Below are 19,822 nucleotides of genomic sequence, written 5' to 3'. Positions count from 1 at the left end.
TGCGGACACTTTCGGTCCTCTTTTGACGGTTTTATGGGGCTTCATCCTCTGGCGAAAAACGTGACCTGCACCTCATGCAGGCACAATCCGGGCACTCGCCGCGTTGTAATGGTGACGAGGGGAGGCCTCATGCTCATTGTTCTGACGGGAATTGACGGCTCAGGAAAAACGACGGCGGCCCGCGCCTTGGTCGATTCGGCTCGCGCTGAAGGACGGAGCGCCCTGCTGCTCAGTAATCACGCTGCCCGGAGGCGAATGTCGGTGCTCAGCGAGCGCTTCGGCTGGCAGTTGCCGCCACGCATTGCCGACTTCATCGAGACCGGCGTTCGCCTGTTCAACGTACTGGTCAACCACGCCCGCGCCCAGCGATTCGACGGTTTAGTGGTGATGGACCGCCACCTGCACTGCCAACTGGCGCTGCGCCAGGCCAATGGGTTGCAGCGGGGCCGGTTGATTCCTCGGCTACTCGAGAAACTCCCAACCCCTGACCTGCACGTGCACTTCGACGTCGATCCCCGCCTCGCCCACCAACGCGTCACCGCCCGCGGAACCGATAAAGAGTCCCTTGCCCATCTGGAGGCATTCCGGGAGGCATACCGTTCTCTACCTGAGTATGAAAACTTTGTTGAGGTGGACGCCGACGGCGAGCCTGGCGAAGTCTTGGCCCAGCTAAACCGGGTCATCTCGGTCGCAAGCGAAGAAGCGGCCTTCCCCCGCCTCTAAACCTGGCTTGACTTGCTCCCCGTCGCTTGCCGGGTATGCTCGGCCCATACCAACTACGCGTTCTTGGGGGAAAATTCGTGAGCACCAAAACCAGACGCAGTCTGCTGATCTTCGTGTTCGGATTCGGGACGTACGCTTCATTGATGCGGCCGGTGGGCGCTATTTATGCCCTGCTGATCGGCCTCGTTGTAGTTGCGGCTGTTTTGTATGTCGAAAGGCTCGTGCAGTCGAAACGTGCGCAAAGGAGTTCCTTGCGTGAGATACACGATCTTGGGCGGCGCTAAAGTTTCAAGACTGATTTCAGAAGCTGGGATCAGTCGCGGCTCGCAGAAGGTCATCGCCAGCGTCATGGGACTGGCTTGCGTCTTCGTCATCGTGACCGCCATTCCCAGCGGTGTACTTCTAGTCAGCGCAGGCCTGGTTGCGGTCATTGCCCTCCTGACAGTCTCAGTACTTCGCATCACGGTGACTATTGAAGCCACAGATCAGAACCTGACGGTCAGATGCCGACCGTTCTACTCCAAGACGATCCCGCTGCAGGACATCGTTGATGCCGCCCCTGCACCATCCAGTTCGATGATCGAAGGTTTCGGCGTCCGGTACTTGGGCCAGAGAACGTGGGGGCTGCTGGTCGGCGGTCCGGCCATCGTCCTGGAGACCCCCAGCCGCACCTGGCTGATCTCCACGCCGGACCCCGAGTTCACAGCCGCGTCCATCCTCGCCCACGCCCGCAAGTGATTGGCAGATAACGGCGGGTGGCTTTCAACTCTCGTCGCAGTAGTTTCGCAATGAATACACATGGTGGGGCCAACTCGAAGAGCACCGCTACTTTCAAAGGGGACGTGTAGCGTTTAGGGCACCTTCACCGGGCAGTTTTGCGGGCGGGTCTTACGGGAATCCGAATGGCCCCGAAGTTACGGGGATTTGGCTAGGAGCTTCTCCGGAGTGAAACGCGGACCGTGAAGGACCGGCTAACGGGCGCCCAATATAGCCGACTTCGTATGCGACATACGGATCCGGGCAAGTGTCTGACCAAGAGTGTTCAAAACCAAGGATGTGGTAACGCCAGACTTCCAACTGGCAGCAAAGCTATGCTGAGCCGGTGTCCTACGATTTCTTTGTTTACGGTTCAGAGGCGCTCAGCCACGACGACGTCGCTACGCGCATCAGCAACATTCGCGGGCTGAGCTTCGACCTTGCTGAAAGCGGGCCTTCGGATGCACAGACCTGGGGCTTTTTGGTCCACCGTGGCACTCGACGGAACTATAGTTTCACAGTCGAGGGTCCTTACCCTGACAGTGGGGAGGACATTGACGAACGCCAAGCAAGCGTCGTCATCCGCGGCATTAGGTACCGGTACGACATCAGCGTCGAGGGCGGCGGTCCTGCAACGGAAATCCCCCATGCCTGGGCTTTCGCGAAAAAGCTGGCCAAGGCTGTCAGCGGGGTGGCCATAGATGCGCAGACCGACGGGACGTGGCCGGAGCCAAAGGCGCCGCCGCTCACCGCTTACGAAGAGTTCTACGAGCATCTGGCACCCGGGGATTACCTCAACTCTGTCACCGCACAGTGGTACTTCGTTCAGCACGAGGACCCTGCTTTGCTGGGGCAAAAGTACTTAGACGTGTGCCGGGAGCATCTTCCGCAAGCCCTGCCCAGCAATTACCAACGAGGTCTCGGCAGAACGCCTTGGGAGCACCCGGACGACGACGCATCGTTTCTGGAGGCGCTGCAGTCCAACGTGATGCCGTGGCTGCGGGCAACGGGCTCGGGCTTTGTGCAGAACCTCGGATTCTCGAAGCTCGTCGACGACGTGGATGCGGCGCCAATGAACGTCGGAACCATATCTCTGAGCCTGTCAGCTTATGGAGGTGCGGATGCAGGCACAGTGTCCCGGCTGAGACCGTTCTTCCTGGCACTTGCAGAACGCCTAGAGGTCTTCTTTGCAAGCGCCGAAATTACACGAAGCCACGTGACCGCCGAAAAGGTAAAGCAGGCCGAGGAGGCTTCGAACCAATGGACTCGGGGCATGTGGCGGGGGCTTCCTGCGCACCCCGTCTGGTGGAGCTATTTCGGTCCACTCTACGCTGAACTTGTCAGGCCTCACATGACGGGCAACGTCGAGGAGGCGCACGGGGCGTTGTTTCACAGCTACGGCGACAAACCCCTCAACCGCGATGAAATCATGGCCCTACTCCCAGGGCCTACCTCCAGTTGGTTGCCCGAAGACCTCACCGCACCCTATGACTTCTGCCTTCCCCAGCAGCCGGTAGCTGCCACCATACCGTCCCCACTGAGGGCGCCATGAGTCGGCCCAACTGCGATTCAGACCCAAGGCCCGGCACCAATCCAGTAACTAGACCGTCGAGGCAACTCAGACGCGCGTACGGTGAGGGATCCCTTACCGGGCGGTCGTTCATCGGACATGCCCTAGCGGAGCAATAGGATCTTCAAATGACGGAGCGGCAACTAGAAGACGGCGAGGCCTTGATACTGTCGGTGCTTTTGAAGCGGGCAAACGATTGGAACGGCGGACCTGTTGATCTGAGCGCGCTGAGAGTATGCGACATGGATGACGGAGGAATGGGCAGCCTTGGCTTCGTTTCCGGCAAGAACCATCCCCGCTATGGACGAACTGTCGCGGAAGGATGGTTCAAGGACCTGGACGGAGTGCCCGTCGCGCTGGCGTTGTTCGTAGACCGGGACGAGGACCTCTTTGAGCTCGATAGTTGGAAAGTCGACTTCACGCCGCGATTGCGGCTGCCGCAGGATGAGACCGAAGTCCGAGACGGCCCGCCAAGCGGTAACTAGTCACGGGGCTTACACGCCCGGAAGAACAGGCAGCCGGGCCGCTTTCGGTCGACCAATTTCAATCCGCCCGGTAAGGGATCGGCTTACGGCGCCGTTTCAGTCGGTCGCCAGCGCCACCCCACCTTTTGAGCCTCGCTCACTCCCCACATTGTCGATCGTCTGCCCAGGTCAGTCCTCCAGCCAATTCGGCAGAGGGATTCCGAGCCGCTCAAGAAGCCGGACGACGGTGTCCTCCACGAATATGTCGTCTGGTTCTTCAACGGCTTCAGAGGCCATGAATGCCCTCAGTTCTTCCGGGGAGACAGTAGTACCAACCTCTCTGGAAGCCCAGGAGGAAAAGCTGTTCGAAACGGCCACTAGGTCCACGGGCTCGCTGGCATCCGGATTATCGAAATAGTCCCGCGGCTGAAAGCCCAAATAGAACCGGCCCGAGGCTCCCTCATCGGAACGGTAGTCGATCGTAGCTATGTCGCTGTCATGTACCGAAATCCGAAACAGCCAGTCATTCGACTCTTCGTTCCCGGACCACGACCCCGCTTTGTAAACGGATGTCTCGAAAATGCCCATGTAGGTTCCTTTTTAGCGAAAGAACACACCTTATCAAGGCCTTTTGGGTCATGGCCTGCGGAGGCTCATCAGAGCTTGCTGCGGCGCATCCAACTCATTCATCGAACGGAATATGGCTCCAGTCGGCCGCCTCGCGCCAGCCATCCCTGCCAAAGGACCACGCCGTGATGAGGTCATGAGCGGCGCGCATGTCAGCGACCACGGTGCCGAAGTGCTGGTCTGGGCTACCGTCGCGGAATTCCACTACAAACTCTCCAGCGTCATTGCGGATGGACTGGATATACGTCTGGCGGGTTGTGTCAGCTATGCGCTCGATGACCAGGAATTTTTTGTGTCCCTGCTCGATGTCCTCGAGCAGGAAAAACAGGGCGTCCTCGGAGGGATCCTCCCATGTCTCGCGGGACCCGTTCATTGCCTTCAATAGTGCCACCGCAGCTCACCCATTCTCTTATCTCGGGCAGTTGTCCCCACCCCTCGGGAAAGTGTACGGGCATTGCGGAATCGGCGTTGACGGCCTTCCTGTGTCCCCAAAGCGGGCACCTCTCCAGCTGCCCGGTAAGGGATCCTTCACCGGGCGATCGTCTATTAAGTCCGACCCTTGAGTGAAGCCCACTTAGCTGCTTGCCCCTAGTACGCGGCGTGAGGGTCTCCATCGAGTACTTCAGATCTGTCACGGGGCAGTCTCCTGCGAGGAGACGAATCTACTTTCCAGCTGTCGAGCTCAAAAAGGTCGTCGTTCTGGTCCAGGTTTAACCAGAGCATGACGGGCAGGCCGTCGTCATCCATGAACCAACCTTCGGCGACCGTTCTCCCGAACACCGGATCCAGGGTGCCCGAAGCGAATCGGAGGCTTCCCATGCCCCCGTCATCCATGTCAGAGACCCGAACTGCCCGAAGATCGACAGGCTGCCGGTCCCAATCTAGTTCTCGACCCAGCAGAACGGTGAGGATCAAGACCTCGTCCTCTTCTAGCCGCCGCTCCTTCATTTGATGATCCTAATACTCAGGTCTCACCAGGGCGTGCGTCCAGTGAACGACCCGTCCGTAAGCCGATCCTTCACCGGACGCGGGGTGGGTCAGCCATACACTGTCAGAATGTCGAAGAAATGGTCACCTCGAAGGACGTATAGAGAGGACCCGTCCGGTCCGGAAGAAGTAGTCCCGGGCCAACATTGGTGGAAAATACCCCATTCCATCCCACGGCTCGCCCGTCAAGAACCAGCCGCAGTTCGGTCAAACCCGTGAAGGTCATCTATACACAGGCCGCCTCCTTGGTCGAAGACCTGTCTCTCGAAGGTAGCGGTTGGCTCGAACTCGACACCGAATATACGGTGACCTCCCTACTGGCATATCCCAGCGGGCGGGTAGAGATACAGCTTCTTGTAGACGATCAAAGGAGCCTGGCTTGGGTTGATTCCAGAGCCGTTATGACCATTGACGGAGCAATTCCGGAAAGCTGGGAGGCCAGACTTGGGGACGGCGGTGTGCTCAAACTCGCACCGCATACATGGCTTGTGCCCGGATTCTGGGAGGACTATTACGACGGTGACCCCGATGCCGCCGAGACGGTCAAGGAAGAACTAGACAAGATCGCCGGCTGCCAAATGCACCCCGGCATGCCTGCCCTGAACGGGCCGATGACTTCACAGGAACTGCAATCCGCGGGCGAGCAGGTCGCGTCCGCCCAAGGAATAGACAGATGGAAGGGCTTGATGCTGGTGCTGCTCCATCACATCAGAGAACTACCGTCGCCTCTTGAGCTGCAGCCTGTCTTGGCCACAGCAGAAGCGTACTGGTTGCTGGGAAGGGGAATCCCCGAGACTCTGGAGACGGCCAAAGGCAAATGTTGGAACTACCTGGACGGATGCGAGACGCACAGGCATCCCACCAATCCAGGCACAAGGTTCGCCCGAGCACTGCTGTGCGTCCTGGAACCCCTGGGCGACGAGGACTCCCAGTCTGGTACAGCGGAATGGTTCGCGGGCGTGGTCTGGGACATCTGGTGAAGACCCTTGACCCTGCTATCCCAGACCGCCGGCAACGGCCGGCCGGTAAGGGATCGGCATGCGGGACACCAGGTGCTGCGTCTCGGAGTACGGTCGGTAGATGCGAACAGAACTCATTGATCCGCGGGATCAGACCACGCAGGTCGATGATCCGACCTACAGGGTGTACTTCTGGGCTGACGATGGCGGAGCTAAAGAAGAGTGGGAGCTTTCAGGAGCAGACCTTCACGAGGTACTCAAATGGATACCCACCCAAGCCAAAGGCCGATCGTACAGCCTCTGGGCAACTACGCGATCCCCGGGCGACGTTTGTCTTATCCGCCTGCAAGGCATCGATCTGGACGCGGACGCCGGATCTTGGCCTTTCTGGGCTCAACAAACGTACGGTTAGAGCACGCTGACCCATCCCGTAACGGGCGCTTGGAGTGCAGGGAGAGCTACCGGCTCCTGGGCAGATGTTCACGTTCACCTCAGGAGAGGTCGATTCTCTGGGAAGTCCCGTCCTTCAATCAAGGGTGGCATTGGCGTTTGTCTTTAGGCGGTTATTCGGCAACCGGCGAAATGCTGGAATTCCGATGAAGAACGGGTTCTCTGTTGTAGTAGTCTTCCCAGAATCCGGGGACGAGTTCCAGCTCAACGAATGACCTCACCATCTGCCACGACGAAAGCGAGACTTTGTGGGCCTCTTCAAAAAGAAACCCTCCCGGCAAGAAGTGGCCGATGAGGATCTGACCTTCTTCACAGTCTCTGAAGCTCAAGAGTTTCGGACGATGGCGCGCGAAGTCTTCGCCGAGCTGGGTTACGAGGTGCAGATTCACTCGGACCACGCCACTGATGCTGCTGGACGCGGCTATGGATTCTGGAATGTTGCCGCGTCGTGTCACAACGGACCGGAGTCTCAGTGGCGCGACATCATCCGCCTACATCTTCAGCGGGTTTTGGCGAGCTTCGAGGCGGCGGACCCTTTTGACGAGTTCACACCGGATGAGGTGTCCCGCCGGACGTATGCGCGTCTTTATGACGAAGCAAGCATTCCAAACCTCGACCACTATCCTCACAGCCAATTCGCTCCAGGTGTCGTCGAAATGCTGGCACTCGACCTTCCGGAAACAGTGGCTGTATTCAATCGGGATCATGCGACCACGTTCGGCGGCTGGGAGGCCCTCCGCGCACAGGGCATTGCTAACCTTCGTGCCCTCAACGACGAGCAGATCCATACTGTTCCAACGCAGGGTGACGGCTCGTTCACAGCGTTGCTAGGAGATTCCGTGTACACAGCGGGGAAGTCCATTCTGCTGCCCGGGCTTGCTGCCGAACTCACGGGACAATACCCAAGCAAGGACTTCGGTTGGCTGATGAGCGTTCCAAACCGCCATCAGTTGGTGTGGCACTTCATCGAAGGCGATAGCGTAATTGCAGCGCTCGATGGCATGGTCCGGTTCACGGCCTTGGGATACGGCGATGCTCCTGGTCCGGTGAGTCCTCATGTCTACTGGTGGAACGGGACAGGCTACGAGCAATTGACACAGCTCGCTGAGGACGGCAACCTATCCATCCACGTCAGCCCTGAATTCCATGCCGTCATCGAAGCGGCGATGTCCGCAACGGATAGCCCCTGAATTCAGTACAAGGTGCTCCATCAAGATGCCCGGTAAGGGATCCATAAACAGGACAAAGACAGCGCCTGTTAGCGTGGTCCGTTGTGGAACCCCTTGAAACTGAGCGCCGGGTCATTGATGCTGCCGAAGCCTTGGCGCGCAGCCTCGGAGACAACGACAATCACACCGTTGCGGCAGCGGTGATGGATGTAGATGGACGTATTCACCAAGCAGTGAATGTCTACCACTTCAACGGCGGCCCGTGCGCCGAACTCGTCGCCCTGGGAGTCGCGGCCGCAGCGGGAGCAAAGCAGCTTCTGACCATCGCCGCAGCTGGTGACCGAGGGCGGGGCCTGATCCCTCCATGCGGTCGATGCCGGCAAGTTCTACTTGACCATCATCCAGACATCCTCATCGCTGTGCCCTCCGAATCGGGCCCAGTTGTTCGGCCGGTCCTGAAGCTCCTGCCCGACACTTACTTCTACCCGGACGCCCGGGGGCGCCGTATCTTCCGGTTTAATAAGCGGTATCACGACGCCGTACTGTCCGGTGAGAAGACCACAACTATTCGCTGGGATGAACCAGTAACTGCCGGGCCAGCGACGTTCGTTTTCGAGGACCATCCCGAATCCGCGCATGTGGAGGGAGAGATCATCTCTGTCGAGCAGACGAGGTTGCAGGATCTCGACGCTGAGCACGTACGAGGATTGAAATCTCACTACCCATTGATGCCCGAAGACGCCGTGCTGTCGCGTGTCTCATTCCGCGTCCAGGCTGCACGGTAAAGGATCGACTAACGGACGTTCGGGATAGTGTCCAAAATCTGACTTTTGGAGGCTGGCCCCGGCTTGGGGCGACCCTGCATGCAGGTATGTTGTAGCAATGCGAAAGCGAAGCGGCGTTGGCCGCCGAACAGGTGAAGGGATCCTAATCCGGACGACTGTAGTGACAGCGTTCCCGTTCCCGTGAGCCACGACATAGTTTGCCCAAGATGCGGGCAAGACTGGGTCAAACCATACCGTCTTGTAAAGACGGGCGAACTCTTTCAGCTCTGTGTTGAATGCGACGCGATTTGGTCCATCGGGATTGAACCAAATCTGACTTCCTTTGGAACCTTCGACACTTTCATGCTGGTACGAGGTTTGTCGGAATTGGGGGACGAAGTCGAGGAAGTCCAGTGACGCGGCGCGGGGGAAACGATGCTGGCGGGCTGGAGCGAACACCCCTGCCTTATAAGGAACGCGTGTCCGTAGGAGGATCCTTCACCGGACACCGCGCTTCTAGGAGCTCCGGGCGCTAACGAGTCACTCCCGGCTGCCGTACTGCAATCGCAGAGTCGTTACGAATCGATGATCTCGACCAAATTGGTCGCGGATACTTCAAAGCGGTATTCCGCAGAGTCGACGTCCCTGACAACTACGATGTGGCCATCAAAGGATGCTTCCTCAACTACTTCTCTGAAGTGAGCCTGGCCTTTTTCCCCATCCGGCCCAATCAGCCACACGGAGGTTTCGCACACTAGTAACCAACATGGTCCAGCAACGAAAACCACGATGATGTCTTCCTCATCAAAGGGGATAACTTTTGGGTCTGCATCCTTATGTGAAGGCAGAACGATTATGCTTCTTGCCGACCATACATAGGCAATCTCACCGCTGATGCCGAAAGATACATCTCGCCAGCCAGGCACCACGAAGTCCCAACCATGGGCCCCGCGCAAAGTGATGGTCAGTTCCGTCCGCCGAATATCAGATGTCGGTGTCTGGACGATTGAGAACACCCTGCCGTTCGCCACGAATCTGGAGATCATTGGTTTCATTTTCGCTCTGTCTTTAGCCGATCCTTCACCGGACGCGTGCTAGAGGTCAGCAGCGGCGCCGTGCGACGTGAGGATAGTGCCGTCCGAGACCAGTGCCACGCGGATGGATGCAGCGTGGAGGTCGATTTTCCCGAGGTCCCCTTCAACGGTGTAGTGGTCTCCCTCGATGATGAGCGAGTCGATATTGCCGTAGTCAACTGAGCCGTCAGGGTCACGCGAAGGCCGGGAACTGAGCTGACCAGTCCAGGTCAAATCTGTTACACCATCGAACACCAGCACCCCCTTGCGGTAGCAGTATTGCTCTCCGGGGCGTGCCGGGGCATGAGAGGGGTGTTCCTCGGTCAGTACGAACTCCGCGGTGATGACAAGCTGCCCTCGGCTTGCGTTGATGTCCAATACCCAGCTGTCTTCCAGGTAGAAGCCCCTAAGAACTTCATGCTCAAAGTACCTTCCCAACGTCGGCCTCCCTACCCGCCATGTCCGATGAATCGCGCGGTCCGGTCAACTGTAGCGCTGGGTGCACAGCAGAGCACACGTAAGGCGATCCCTTACGGGGGCACCTTCTCAGCGAGGGCGGATCTCGTTGGTGACGAAGTTGATTCAACGATGGATCACGTCAGCAGGGTCAAGTCCCAACGACAAAAGATCGAATTCGATTTGGTCCAAAAATTCCTTGCACCCATGCTCAACATCCGCCCAATCGAGTGGATTGCTGACAACACCAGGACTGAATACTGACTCCATCAGCCATCCCGATGACGCTCGTTTCAGTGAAACCGTCCCCACCTCTTCGAAGGACATCGAGTCGAACACGAAGTCGCCTCGAGGGTTGGCGTTGAGCCAGACGACCAGGCTGCGAGCTAGTTCGACTACGGGAAAGGCTTGCTCTCGATAGAGCAGCACCGACCCTTCCGAGACGGTGAAATCGGCATCAATACCAACCAAGTAGTCAGCTTGGCTGGTTCCTCCGATGTTGTCAGCGTCTAAGTTTGCGTAAGTCATTCTCATCGTTGCCACGTCACCGTCTGAATCCACGGGTACGAAATTCGGCTCTGGATTCTCTCGCACGATAGATGGCCGGAGGCCCCGGCGCATTCAACTCTCCACGCGCCTGCGGTGCTGTCATCGTCTCGGAAGCGCTGGAAGTACACGAACACATGTTGTCACACCTGTGGAAGGTAGAAGCCGGCCAGCGCCCGGTGAAGGATCCTCCAGCGTGCAGCTGGCCCGGTCATTGTGGCTGGCTGGTATGGCAGCATGTGGTTATGAGCGCGCAGCTTGAAGTTCCAAGGCTTGAAGACCTGAATGATATCGGGGTTGGGGTCGAGCCGTCCGATCAGCCTGGGGTGGTCTCTCTGGTCGCGTGGGCGAACGACGGAAGCACCGTAACGCTTACCTGGGACGAGATCGCTGGGTCAGCGAGCATCCGCTGGCTCAACGGTGACGAAGTGCGCCTTGTTCTTGAACGAGAGACCCCGGTGAAGGTCAGTGTCCGAGACGAACGCGGGGTCATTGAGTTCCACGTCTGGTCCCGCTGGGAAGGAATGGCCGGCGAGCTGATCGTGAGGGTCGGCGAGCATGTGACGGTCCACGACACACTTCTACGTACATAAAAGCCGTCTTGCGTTCGGTTGGGGATCGTCTTGCGGACGGTCGTTCATCGGACATGCCCTAGCGGAGCAATAGGATCTTCAAATGACGGAGCGGCAACTAGAAGACGGCGAGGCCTTGATACTGTCGGTGCTTTTGAAGCGGGCAAACGATTGGAACGGCGGACCTGTTAATCTGAGCGCGCTGAGAGTATGCGACATGGATGACGGAGGAATGGGCAGCCTTCGCTTCGTTTCCGGCAAGAACCATCCCCGCTATGGACGAACTGTCGCGGAAGGATGGTTCAAGGACCTGGACGGAGTGCCCGTCGCGCTGGCGTTGTTCGTAGACCGGGACGAGGACCTCTTTGAGCTCGATAGTTGGAAAGTCGACTTCACGCCGCGATTGCGGCTGCCGCAGGATGAGACCGAAGTCCGAGACGGCCCGCCAAGCGGTAACTAGTCACGGGGCTTACACGCCCGGAAGAACAGGCAGCCGAGCCGCTTTCGGTCGACCAACTTCAAACCGCCCGGTAAGGGATCCTTCACCGGGACACCGGTCAAGGATCGACTTGCAGCGTTAGCCTGCCAAGCGAGTGGGACCCGATTATGGGAAGAGAGGCTTCTTGCCCGGTATGGCACACTCCAAGTTGACTTGTATCCACCAGTGTCGATCAGGGAAGCCCATGGAAATTGACGAGATTGGCAAAAAGTTCGCAGTTCATCTGGGTGTTACCGCTTCGCTTCGGGATCAGCTCAAGGCTGATGCTCGCTCGCACGGGATGATGGTTTTCGAACATGACCTGGCGGGACTCGCGGACGTCGAAGCGCTCTGCCAGTACCTCGCACGGGAGTTCATGTACCCCTTCCCGACTCGGGGACTTGACGCCGCGATATCACTGATTTCGGACCTTGAATGGTTCGGGAGCTCGCGAGGTTACTTGATACTCGTCCGCGGGGCTGACGACTCCTCACCCATCGCGGGTGACTTCGTGTCATTGTTTCCAAATATTCTCGATCGGTGGCGCACTCAGGAGGACATCCCCTTCATCGTCGCAATCGAGGAGAAAGGCGAACGCCTGAAGACTGCTTTGGCAGACGCCAATGAGTTCATGGACGGGGCTGGCCAGCTACCCTGGACCCAGCCAGGTATTGGTCGTGTCGATGTAGTCGTCCATTCCTGAGCGGCTGTGCCACGCGATCAGCCGTCTCGTGGGCGTTCCTCTCACTTCCAAAGCGGCTATGACAGCACTCAGCCGTTTGGGTTGACGGTCGCTCGTAGAAAGAGGTGCCCACATGGCGCCCCAAGCTGACAGGAGCGAAGCCGTTTATGAGCTCATACAATTGCCGTGCCCTCGGAATGAGCCGTGGCTCTTTGGCCACCGCCGAACGAGACGTCCGCCCAGGAATCTGGATCGACTTACTTTCGTGTCCGGTAAAAGATCCTTCACCGGGACACTTGAAGAGTGTCCGGAGAGCCACCGGCTTCCGGGCGTGCCGGTCTTGTCTTCTCGTGATGGCTGATGCTCTTTCGGCCGCTGTTATGCCACCGGGGATGTTTGAGGCGCCACGCTGGAAAGTTCCGGGCAACCTGTGCGCTGATTTATGGCTCGCCGGCGATTTCAGGCGCTGAATCAGAAAGCAGGACCGTCAGCTCCCTTGGCGCTTCACGGTTCTCTTTATCCTTCCGATTGGAATATTTTGGTTCCCGCTAACGATGCGCAGACCGGTAGCTATAGAATTCGCTGGTTGACGCGATGGTCGCGAACTGGATTTTGGGGGTTGAGCCGTTGGCTCCTCGAGGTTTTTCTATGCCGTTGTTCCGTATCTTCGGTTACCGGATTTATGCCATGCTCGCGGCTGCTGCCATGGCCTCGGTCCTTCTCGTCAGCGTCGCTGCTTTGCCCGCGCACGCGGACACGGTCGCGGATCGTATTCAGACTGGCCTGTTGCCACATGCCCTGGCCATGAACGAAACGACGAACAAGCTCTACGGCACTAACGAAACCCTTGGGACCGTGACGGTAATAGACGGTGCCTCGAAATCCGTTACGACCATTCCGGTCGGAAGGTACCCCCGCGAACTGGCCATCAATGAGGTCACGAATAAGATCTACGTTTCGAACAGCGGTTCTTCCTCTGTGAGCGTCATCGACGGTGCCACCGGTACCACCACGACAGTGCCGCTCCCAGGTAATCCTGATGCCATTACGGCAAACAAGCTAACCAACAAGGTCTACGTCTCAACTGCCGGCGCCAGCGGCATTACTGTTATTGACGGCGCCACCAACGCAGCGACGCCTCTCCCGGTTGCCAGCTCCACTTTCGCTGTCAACGCGAAGACAAACAAGATCTATGGTGTCAGCCGTGATGGCACTCAACTGATCGTGCTGGACGGGGCCACCAACGCCGTTACCACCACCATCCCTATCTGTAGTACCGGAGTCTACGGTTTGGCAATTAACGACGCCACGAACAAGGTCTATGCCACCTGCCCTTCAGCAGGGACGATCGTAGCCTTGGATGGCGCGACCAAATCGATCACAACCATCCCACTAGGCGCTAACAGCTATCCCATGCAACTGGTGATAAACCGCAGCAACAACAAGGTCTATGTTCTGGATCACACCCCGACCCCAACCATGATTGTCTTGGATGCCAGCTCCAACACTTTCGTGACTTCTCCAGCAGGGGACTCGCCGTTCTACATGGCCGTGAATGAGGCCACCAACAAGGTCTACGTCGGCAACCAATACAAGCAGGCCGTCAGAGTTTTCGACGGCACAACCAACGCTTCGGGACTCCTGCAGGGTTTCCGCATTCCCGGCCCCATGGCCGTGGACACGAAGCGAAACAAGATCTATGTCAGCGACATCCCAGTGACCGCCGATAGTGGTCAAAACACCAGCGGGATAGTTGTTATCGACGGTAAGAACGTCCCCCCGACACTGACCTCGGGTAAACCCCAGGCGAATGGCACCGTCGGCACGTACTACTCCTCTGGGTTTACTGCTGCCGGTTCGCTGACTCCGCAATTCAAACTAGCCAGCGGCTCCCTACCGCCGGGCTTGTCTCTCTCAGCTGGTGGGGGCCTCTACGGAATCCCGACGAAGCCCGGTACCTTCACTTTCAGTATTTCAGCCAGCAATGGTTACAGCCCCGACGCAACGAGTCCGGTATTCACCGTCACCATCAAGGCAGCGCCGATCACCCACGACTTCAACGGCGACGGTAAACCCGACGTTCTCTCACGCGACGCGAACGGAATCCTATGGCTTTACCCCGGGGACGGCGGCGGTGGCTGGCTGGCACGGGCCCGGGTTGGCCAGGGCTGGAACGAAATGGCATCGATAGTGGCCCCCGGTGACTTCAACGGCGACGGTAAACCGGACGTGATAGCCAGCGACACCACCGGAGCGTTGTGGCTCTACCCCGGCAACGGCCATGGCGGCTGGTTCCCGCGGGTCCAGATAGGCCAAGGATGGAACAACATGTCGGCCATCACCGCAGCAGGAGACCTGAACCTGGACGGAAACGCAGACCTCGTCACCCGCGATTCAAGAGGCGTACTTTGGCTCTATCCCAGCAACGGGAAAGGCAGCTGGCTCGCCAGGACCGATGTTGGGTCGGGCTGGAACATCATGACCGCCGTGATAGGGCCAGGCGACTTCAACCGAGACGGCTACCCCGACCTTCTGGCCCGCGACGGCAACGGCGGCCTTCGCCTCTACCAAGGGGCGATGACTTATTACAACGGCGGCCCGTGGCCCTACTACTCCGGTCCCACCCAGGTGGGCACGGGCTGGAACGACATGACCGCTATCATCGGGCCCGGCGACTTCAACGGCGACGGCTACGTGGACCTCCTGGCCCGTGACGCCACAGGATTCCTGTGGCTCTACCCGAGCAACGGCCCCGCTGGCTGGCTACCCCGCACCATGGTCGGCTCCGGCTGGAATACCATGAACCTGATCATCTAACCGCCCTAAATTGAACCGGCCACGAACACATCACGTGCCGTCCGCCTCCCCGAAAGAGAATGCTTCGCTTCCAGCCGAAGCCCACGCGTGGAACAGGTTGACCCCATCGCTGGTCCCTTCCCGGTCAACCCCAAGGCACCCCCTGATCCACCGAGTCTCCGGCACGTAACAGGACCACGAAAAACGCCCAAGAGGGAGCTCATCGAGGCAGCACCTCCGTCCGGTAAAGGATCCCTTTACGGGCGGGAGGCCGGCTCCACACGACTACCCTTGAGGCTCGGTCACAGTTGTTTGGTACAGGGCTTTTAAGAATAGGTACCCAAGGTAAATCCAATCGTCTGCTGTCGCTTGCTCGTCGGCAATGCGACTTAGACAGTCGGCGATCGGCACATCCGCAAAGGCTGGCAATAGGTGAGGAACGGAGTGTTCCTCCCACGCCGCGATAACACCACGGCGGCTTCCCGACTTTTCCATGCCAGTCCAGATGTCTCGTCCAGCCTCTGGCACGCGTACGTTGCCGAAGTCTCCCGCTCTGGGCCACGACTCCCAGGCACTGTTCAAAGCCGTTTCGAGTGCGGTCCTTTCGTTGGGCAGTCGTACTACGTTGTAGGCCAGGACACCTAGCGCCAAGCCCTCCGCTATCCGCCTTGTCTGTTGACGCGTTGTCACGGATCCCATTCCTGCTATATTCTCACCCGCCTCCATTGGCAGCGCCGCGGTCGGCTCCATCTGCGGGTGCACAGGGACCCTCCAACTGTCCGGTGGAGGGAAGAGAGGCTTTGTCCACTCTGAATCGCGATCCGGAGACTCGGATGTTGAAGGCCCATTCTCAGGCCAGGTTCTACTGCCACCCATCTTGCGTTGGATCGCTCTGAGGATCCTTATGGTTTCGTCGTCTTGATAGCCGGTGACGATAGACCAGTCCAGCCCAGCCCCAACTGTGCTGCTAGCAAAAGCAATCTCGGTTGACAGCAGGGCCCGGCGCCAGTCAGCTTTTGTTAGGGATCGTCCGGCCCGGATGAACGCAGCAATTCGCTCGCCGTCGGTAATCAAATCAGCAACGACACGAAAGCCCATAGCCAAGGCCATGGCCTCCGTGGGGGCCGCCGGACCGGCCCAGTCGGTCAGGCCCCGCCTCAGTACCTCGCGCTCATCCTCATCGAGGTCGAACTGAACCCTTTCATGCGCATTCACAGCTCATCCTCCATCACTTCGACATACTGCAGCCACAATAGCTCCGTAACAAGTCCGGCACGTGAGTGCGCCTGCACAGCCGGCAGCCACCATGGAACGTCCGGCAAAGGATCCTTCACCGGACGCGAATCCCGAATGGGAGATTGAGCCGTCCGGGTCAGCTTCCCTCAAATATTCAACAACGACTCGTCAAACCAGACATCTTCGTAGCCAGGCGCCAAGAGGAATCGCCACCCCGCGGGCAAAGCGAGATAGGGAACGACTTCAGGACACCAGGTCGTCAGATGCTCGACGTGCAACGGATCGAAGAAGTCATCCGCCGTTCCGAGATCTTCACCCCGCCAGATGAACCAGCCACTCGTCCCAGCAGCGGCTGGATGCCTCAGCCCGTTGAGGGGATGAACATCTGGCGACCGCACGTTCTTGGAGACTCCCACCTTAACGCCCGGCAACGGCGGTGTGGGGACAGCCCCGAACCTGGCGGTCAGCTGCGTCTGGGCGAAAAGGTTCGAATCGTGCATATCTAGCATCTTCGCCTATGAAAGCGCGCATAGCCCTGTCCGGTGAAGGATCCTCAACCGGACATTGCGCTATGACGGCTCATCCTCGGCTCGCGTGAACTGTTCAGAGTTGAGATGCCGGCAGCGCTATGCCCATTGCCGCGAGGCCCCCGCCCATGAGCATGTACATGAATCCCATGCCCTTTATCGTGGGTACGTCGGCGAACGTAAAGCCCTCTGGCCTGATACCGTGGCTCTCTTTATAGATCTTCGACCATGTGCTGGCGGTGCCATTGAGGTCCCGGAACACGTGCAGCCCAAACATGAAAACGAAGACGCCAGACACACTCATGCCGAGGGCAAACCAGTTCACCCGGGTTATCACCAGGAGAACGAAAGTTCCCAGGAAAAAACCGATGAAGCACCTCTGGAAGGTCCTGGCTGGCTGAGGCAGCTCGGTGAATAGCCGTTTGATCGCCCGTAGAGACTTGATGATTTACCTTTCTCGGATTCGTGGCTCTGTCGGATCTGGATTAGCTCTGAGAGTTCGAGTCGCGCACCGGTGGCCTGACTCTACCTTGAGACGTTATGGCCTCGCATCCCGACTGACCGCATCGCCAGATGTCCCAGCAGAGGATCCTTTACCGGACGTAAGAAGGCCTCTGGAACGGTTCTACCTATTGCTGTCCGGGGACCGCCGTTTTTCTTTGAGTGCTGCACGCAGGGTAGCGACGATCAGGATGCCCATTGCTGTTGCGGTGAACCATAGGCCCATTGAACCCTGAACGGCGAGAACTACGGAGACGATCAGGACTGCTACTGCAACGACGAGCAGTCCCCATCGTCCGGCGGTCATCTTTTCCCCAGTTCTGTGGGCTTTTGGATCATGCCATTGTCGAACCAAGCCAGCGGTACATGAGAGCATGCCATGCCGCGAGCCTACCCATTCGGGCACCTCCTGCAAGTCACAGCCGCAGGACGCTCCCCGAAGGGCGTCCTATCAGGGATCCCCTTACGGGACAACAGCAGCGTGTCCTGACTAATCGGAGTGTCACCCGGGTGCGTAAGCGCCAGCGCCGAACGATGATCGTCGTGGGGGGTGAACGTTCGTTCTTGCTGGCTCTTCAACATCCTGAGCGCTGGGGAATCCGCTTCCGCGACCGCCCCAGTTCAGTGTCAGCCACTTTAGTCCCTCGGGCGCATCAACGGCGGGTTCAGGACCGCGCGCGTGGGTTGGCCCGCCGTCGGACGCGCCTCGGGGGCGAGCCTGAACAGTGCAGCCGGGCGCCCGGCGTCGCCTGTTGTCATCCGTCCGGCTTCTTCCAGGAAGCCGGGCGTCCCGGTCGCTTTTCGGTGGAAGTTCCGCGGATCCAGGCGTGTGCCCCACACAGCTTCATAGACGGCCCGGAGTTGGGCGATGGTGAATTCCTCACCGCAGAAGGCCGCACCGAGCGGCGAGTATTCAAGTTTTGCCTTGGCCCTCTCCAGTGCGTCGTCCAGGATACGCGCGTGGTCGAAGGCCAATTCCGGAACCTCAGCAACCGGGTACCACGCGGCCTGTTCGGCGTCGCTGCCCGCCGCCAGCACCGGGAAGTCCGGCGCCAACAGCAGGTGGGCAACGGTCAGGACGTCACCACGGGGGTCGCGCCCCTTCGGGCCATAGCTTCCCAATTGCTCCAAGTGCCCGGGGAGATGTTCGACGCCGGTCTCCTCCGCCAGTTCCCGCCCCGCCGCCTCAAGCAGGTCCTCCCCTGCGAGGACGAAGCCGCCCGGCAGTGCGAGTTTGCCGCGGAAGGGCTCGATGAGACGGGTGATGAGCAGGACGTTCAGCTCGCCATCGCGAACAGTAAGGGCGACGACGTCGACGGTCACCGGGAAGCGCTCAGGCGCCGGATGGGATTCAGGCATGCATCAATCGTAGGTACTTATCGTCATGTTGACAATAATGCCGAGGCCGCTCTACTGTTTAGTTATCGTCAAATTGACGAGAACAAATGAAAGCGAGAACATCATGGCCATCATCAAGCGCTACCCCTGGATCAGCCACTTCCTTGGCAGTCCCACCGGCTATGTCGTCCACCTGCAGAAGGGCGCCGTCAAGCACCAGGGAGTTGGACAGGCATTTTTCTTCCGCCCCGCGAACTCCGTCCTCAGCGAGGTTCCCGTGGACGATCAGGAACTGCCCACCCTCTTCCACGCCATTACCCGCGACCACCAGGACGTCAGCGTTCAGGCCAACGTGACCTACCGCTTCATCGATCCCGTGGCCGTTTCAACCCGCCTGGACTTTGGACTGCAGTCAGCGGGCAAGGCGCCGGCAACCGGACGCGAGCAGGTGTCCACCATCATCGGCCAGCTGTGCCAGAGCCACGCGATAGACCAGATCGCCACCACCACGCTCGCCGAAGCCCTTGAACGCGGCGTCAGCCAACTCCGGCTGGTGCTGACCGACGCACTCCGTGCCGACGCGAGGCTCCAGTCCACCGGCATCGAGATCCTGGCCGTGCAGGTCCTCGCGATTCGCCCGGAGGCCGACGTCGAACGCGCTTTGCAGACGCCGGTTCGTGAGCAGCTTCAAGCCGAAGCGGACCGGGCTGTGTACGAAAGGCGAGCGGTCGCCGTCGAACGTGAACGCACTATCTCCGAAAACGAGATGGCGAGCCAGATCGAACTGGCCGTCCGCCGCGAGAACCTGGTAGCACAGGAAGGCGCCAACGCCCGGCGCGCTGCTGAAGAGAAGGCAGCCGCGGGACTCATCGAGGCCCAAGGATCGGCTGAACGAAAGGGCATCGGAGCTGCCGCCGAGGCCCAGCAAATCCGTCTTGTGGGTGAGGCCGCCGCAGCCCGGGAAGCCGCCACCATGGAGGTTTACCGGGGCATGGAACAAGCCACCCTGCTGGCCCTGGCGCTCAAGGACGCAGCCGGCAGCCTGCCGAACATCGGGAACCTCACCATCACTCCGGACCTGCTCAGCGGAGCCCTGGCCGGACTGTTCAAGGAACCCGCCGCAACCGCCGAAATCACCAAGTAAGGAC

Annotated in this window: 25 protein-coding genes; 14 read left to right on the top strand and 11 right to left on the bottom strand. The window is 59.2% G+C overall.

Going from position 1 to position 19,822, the window contains the following annotated elements; genetic code table 11:
• Positions 1–129 precede the first annotated feature (129 nt).
• From BLW08_RS10595 to BLW08_RS10575, 5 genes are all read left to right on the top strand, one after another.
• On the top strand, positions 130–723 hold the full coding sequence (locus tag BLW08_RS10595) for an AAA family ATPase (RefSeq protein WP_091324962.1): 594 nt from the start codon (positions 130–132) through the stop codon (positions 721–723).
• A gap of 77 nt (positions 724–800) precedes the next feature.
• Positions 801–1,007 (top strand): hypothetical protein, encoded by a 207-nt coding sequence (locus BLW08_RS23840; RefSeq protein ID WP_175538649.1) that lies wholly within the window; start codon positions 801–803, stop codon positions 1,005–1,007.
• Positions 979–1,461: a hypothetical protein gene (locus tag BLW08_RS10585; protein ID WP_254779817.1), complete on the top strand. Its 483-nt coding sequence runs from the start codon at positions 979–981 to the stop codon at positions 1,459–1,461. The genes BLW08_RS23840 and BLW08_RS10585 overlap by 29 nt, the downstream gene beginning before the upstream one ends.
• Positions 1,462–1,825: 364 nt before the next feature.
• Positions 1,826–3,031, top strand: coding sequence for a hypothetical protein (locus BLW08_RS10580; protein WP_091324959.1), 1,206 nt, complete (start codon positions 1,826–1,828; stop codon positions 3,029–3,031).
• Between the two features lie 146 nt (positions 3,032–3,177).
• Complete coding sequence (locus tag BLW08_RS10575; RefSeq protein ID WP_091324957.1) at positions 3,178–3,534, top strand: DUF6984 family protein; 357 nt, start codon at positions 3,178–3,180, stop codon at positions 3,532–3,534.
• Positions 3,535–3,702: 168 nt separating this feature from the next.
• Here BLW08_RS10575 and BLW08_RS10570 read toward each other — a convergent pair whose 3' ends face one another.
• The 3 genes from BLW08_RS10570 to BLW08_RS10560 form a co-directional block, all read right to left on the bottom strand.
• On the bottom strand, positions 3,703–4,101 hold the full coding sequence (locus BLW08_RS10570; protein WP_091324955.1) for a hypothetical protein: 399 nt from the start codon (positions 4,099–4,101) through the stop codon (positions 3,703–3,705).
• A gap of 94 nt (positions 4,102–4,195) precedes the next feature.
• Positions 4,196–4,513, bottom strand: coding sequence for a hypothetical protein (locus BLW08_RS10565; protein ID WP_091324954.1), 318 nt, complete (start codon positions 4,511–4,513; stop codon positions 4,196–4,198).
• Between the two features lie 215 nt (positions 4,514–4,728).
• The gene (locus BLW08_RS10560; RefSeq protein WP_091324952.1) at positions 4,729–5,088 is read right to left on the bottom strand and encodes a DUF6984 family protein; all 360 of its coding nucleotides are present in this window, start codon (positions 5,086–5,088) and stop codon (positions 4,729–4,731) included.
• A gap of 254 nt (positions 5,089–5,342) precedes the next feature.
• On the opposite strand from BLW08_RS10560, the gene BLW08_RS10555 reads away from it, so the two are divergent.
• The 4 genes from BLW08_RS10555 (at position 5,343) to BLW08_RS10540 (ending at position 8,490) form a co-directional block, all read left to right on the top strand.
• Complete coding sequence (locus tag BLW08_RS10555; RefSeq protein WP_139244876.1) at positions 5,343–6,107, top strand: hypothetical protein; 765 nt, start codon at positions 5,343–5,345, stop codon at positions 6,105–6,107.
• A 100-nt stretch (positions 6,108–6,207) separates the two neighbouring features.
• The gene (locus BLW08_RS10550; protein WP_091324949.1) at positions 6,208–6,498 is read left to right on the top strand and encodes a hypothetical protein; all 291 of its coding nucleotides are present in this window, start codon (positions 6,208–6,210) and stop codon (positions 6,496–6,498) included.
• 379 nt (positions 6,499–6,877) lie between these two features.
• Positions 6,878–7,726, top strand: a complete 849-nt coding sequence (locus BLW08_RS10545; RefSeq protein ID WP_139244875.1) for a hypothetical protein — start codon at positions 6,878–6,880, stop codon at positions 7,724–7,726.
• 83 nt (positions 7,727–7,809) lie between these two features.
• Positions 7,810–8,490 (top strand): ASCH domain-containing protein, encoded by a 681-nt coding sequence (locus BLW08_RS10540; RefSeq protein WP_139244874.1) that lies wholly within the window; start codon positions 7,810–7,812, stop codon positions 8,488–8,490.
• 554 nt (positions 8,491–9,044) lie between these two features.
• On the opposite strand, the gene BLW08_RS10535 is transcribed toward BLW08_RS10540, so the two are convergent.
• The 3 genes from BLW08_RS10535 to BLW08_RS10525 all read right to left on the bottom strand — a co-directional run bounded on the left by BLW08_RS10535 (position 9,045) and on the right by BLW08_RS10525 (position 10,526).
• Positions 9,045–9,515, bottom strand: coding sequence for a hypothetical protein (locus tag BLW08_RS10535; RefSeq protein WP_091324945.1), 471 nt, complete (start codon positions 9,513–9,515; stop codon positions 9,045–9,047).
• Between the two features lie 48 nt (positions 9,516–9,563).
• Positions 9,564–9,980, bottom strand: coding sequence for a hypothetical protein (locus BLW08_RS10530; protein WP_091324943.1), 417 nt, complete (start codon positions 9,978–9,980; stop codon positions 9,564–9,566).
• A 144-nt stretch (positions 9,981–10,124) separates the two neighbouring features.
• Positions 10,125–10,526, bottom strand: a complete 402-nt coding sequence (locus tag BLW08_RS10525) for a DUF7878 domain-containing protein (RefSeq protein ID WP_254779816.1) — start codon at positions 10,524–10,526, stop codon at positions 10,125–10,127.
• A 263-nt stretch (positions 10,527–10,789) separates the two neighbouring features.
• Here BLW08_RS10525 and BLW08_RS23635 point away from each other — a divergent pair, with 263 nt between their 5' ends.
• The 4 genes from BLW08_RS23635 to BLW08_RS10505 all read left to right on the top strand — a co-directional run bounded on the left by BLW08_RS23635 (position 10,790) and on the right by BLW08_RS10505 (position 15,093).
• Positions 10,790–11,137, top strand: a complete 348-nt coding sequence (locus tag BLW08_RS23635) for a hypothetical protein (RefSeq protein ID WP_139244873.1) — start codon at positions 10,790–10,792, stop codon at positions 11,135–11,137.
• Between the two features lie 82 nt (positions 11,138–11,219).
• On the top strand, positions 11,220–11,576 hold the full coding sequence (locus tag BLW08_RS10515; protein ID WP_091324940.1) for a DUF6984 family protein: 357 nt from the start codon (positions 11,220–11,222) through the stop codon (positions 11,574–11,576).
• A gap of 223 nt (positions 11,577–11,799) precedes the next feature.
• On the top strand, positions 11,800–12,297 hold the full coding sequence (locus BLW08_RS10510) for a barstar family protein (RefSeq protein WP_091324938.1): 498 nt from the start codon (positions 11,800–11,802) through the stop codon (positions 12,295–12,297).
• A 627-nt stretch (positions 12,298–12,924) separates the two neighbouring features.
• Positions 12,925–15,093 carry an FG-GAP-like repeat-containing protein gene (locus BLW08_RS10505; protein WP_175538647.1) on the top strand — a complete coding sequence of 723 codons (2,169 nt, stop codon included), beginning with the start codon at positions 12,925–12,927 and terminating at the stop codon, positions 15,091–15,093.
• A 264-nt stretch (positions 15,094–15,357) separates the two neighbouring features.
• On the opposite strand, the gene BLW08_RS23835 is transcribed toward BLW08_RS10505, so the two are convergent.
• The 5 genes from BLW08_RS23835 to BLW08_RS10480 all read right to left on the bottom strand — a co-directional run bounded on the left by BLW08_RS23835 (position 15,358) and on the right by BLW08_RS10480 (position 18,695).
• Entirely contained in the window at positions 15,358–16,287 is a 930-nt protein-coding gene (locus BLW08_RS23835; RefSeq protein ID WP_175538646.1) for a hypothetical protein, read from the bottom strand.
• Positions 16,288–16,454: 167 nt separating this feature from the next.
• Entirely contained in the window at positions 16,455–16,808 is a 354-nt protein-coding gene (locus BLW08_RS10495) for an immunity protein Imm33 domain-containing protein (RefSeq protein ID WP_091324934.1), read from the bottom strand.
• A gap of 103 nt (positions 16,809–16,911) precedes the next feature.
• Positions 16,912–17,139, bottom strand: a complete 228-nt coding sequence (locus tag BLW08_RS10490; RefSeq protein ID WP_139244872.1) for a hypothetical protein — start codon at positions 17,137–17,139, stop codon at positions 16,912–16,914.
• A 321-nt stretch (positions 17,140–17,460) separates the two neighbouring features.
• Positions 17,461–17,643 (bottom strand): hypothetical protein, encoded by a 183-nt coding sequence (locus BLW08_RS10485; RefSeq protein WP_091324930.1) that lies wholly within the window; start codon positions 17,641–17,643, stop codon positions 17,461–17,463.
• A gap of 329 nt (positions 17,644–17,972) precedes the next feature.
• Positions 17,973–18,695 (bottom strand): NUDIX hydrolase, encoded by a 723-nt coding sequence (locus tag BLW08_RS10480; RefSeq protein ID WP_091324928.1) that lies wholly within the window; start codon positions 18,693–18,695, stop codon positions 17,973–17,975.
• 103 nt (positions 18,696–18,798) lie between these two features.
• Here BLW08_RS10480 and BLW08_RS10475 point away from each other — a divergent pair, with 103 nt between their 5' ends.
• Entirely contained in the window at positions 18,799–19,818 is a 1,020-nt protein-coding gene (locus BLW08_RS10475; protein WP_090823261.1) for an SPFH domain-containing protein, read from the top strand.
• Positions 19,819–19,822 lie beyond the last annotated feature (4 nt).

It is taken from the genome of Arthrobacter sp. cf158, from assembly GCF_900106835.1.
Classification (GTDB): Bacteria; Actinomycetota; Actinomycetes; order Actinomycetales; family Micrococcaceae; genus Arthrobacter.
The sequence above is the reverse complement of the archived record's forward strand: the minus strand, read 5'-3'. Positions and strand labels throughout refer to the sequence as shown.

Coding starts and splice junctions, on each gene's coding strand:
- BLW08_RS10595 (WP_091324962.1), top strand. CDS start 130: ATGCTCATTGTTCTGACGGGAATTGACGGCTCAGGAAAAACGACGGCG.
- BLW08_RS10575 (WP_091324957.1), top strand. CDS start 3,178: ATGACGGAGCGGCAACTAGAAGACGGCGAGGCCTTGATACTGTCGGTG.
- BLW08_RS10570 (WP_091324955.1), bottom strand. CDS start 4,101: ATGGGCATTTTCGAGACATCCGTTTACAAAGCGGGGTCGTGGTCCGGG.
- BLW08_RS10565 (WP_091324954.1), bottom strand. CDS start 4,513: ATGAACGGGTCCCGCGAGACATGGGAGGATCCCTCCGAGGACGCCCTG.
- BLW08_RS10560 (WP_091324952.1), bottom strand. CDS start 5,088: ATGAAGGAGCGGCGGCTAGAAGAGGACGAGGTCTTGATCCTCACCGTT.
- BLW08_RS10550 (WP_091324949.1), top strand. CDS start 6,208: ATGCGAACAGAACTCATTGATCCGCGGGATCAGACCACGCAGGTCGAT.
- BLW08_RS10545 (WP_139244875.1), top strand. CDS start 6,878: ATGGCGCGCGAAGTCTTCGCCGAGCTGGGTTACGAGGTGCAGATTCAC.
- BLW08_RS10535 (WP_091324945.1), bottom strand. CDS start 9,515: ATGATCTCCAGATTCGTGGCGAACGGCAGGGTGTTCTCAATCGTCCAG.
- BLW08_RS10525 (WP_254779816.1), bottom strand. CDS start 10,526: ATGACTTACGCAAACTTAGACGCTGACAACATCGGAGGAACCAGCCAA.
- BLW08_RS23635 (WP_139244873.1), top strand. CDS start 10,790: ATGAGCGCGCAGCTTGAAGTTCCAAGGCTTGAAGACCTGAATGATATC.
- BLW08_RS10515 (WP_091324940.1), top strand. CDS start 11,220: ATGACGGAGCGGCAACTAGAAGACGGCGAGGCCTTGATACTGTCGGTG.
- BLW08_RS10510 (WP_091324938.1), top strand. CDS start 11,800: ATGGAAATTGACGAGATTGGCAAAAAGTTCGCAGTTCATCTGGGTGTT.
- BLW08_RS10505 (WP_175538647.1), top strand. CDS start 12,925: ATGCCGTTGTTCCGTATCTTCGGTTACCGGATTTATGCCATGCTCGCG.
- BLW08_RS10495 (WP_091324934.1), bottom strand. CDS start 16,808: ATGCACGATTCGAACCTTTTCGCCCAGACGCAGCTGACCGCCAGGTTC.
- BLW08_RS10490 (WP_139244872.1), bottom strand. CDS start 17,139: ATGAGTGTGTCTGGCGTCTTCGTTTTCATGTTTGGGCTGCACGTGTTC.
- BLW08_RS10485 (WP_091324930.1), bottom strand. CDS start 17,643: ATGACCGCCGGACGATGGGGACTGCTCGTCGTTGCAGTAGCAGTCCTG.
- BLW08_RS10480 (WP_091324928.1), bottom strand. CDS start 18,695: ATGCCTGAATCCCATCCGGCGCCTGAGCGCTTCCCGGTGACCGTCGAC.
- BLW08_RS10475 (WP_090823261.1), top strand. CDS start 18,799: ATGGCCATCATCAAGCGCTACCCCTGGATCAGCCACTTCCTTGGCAGT.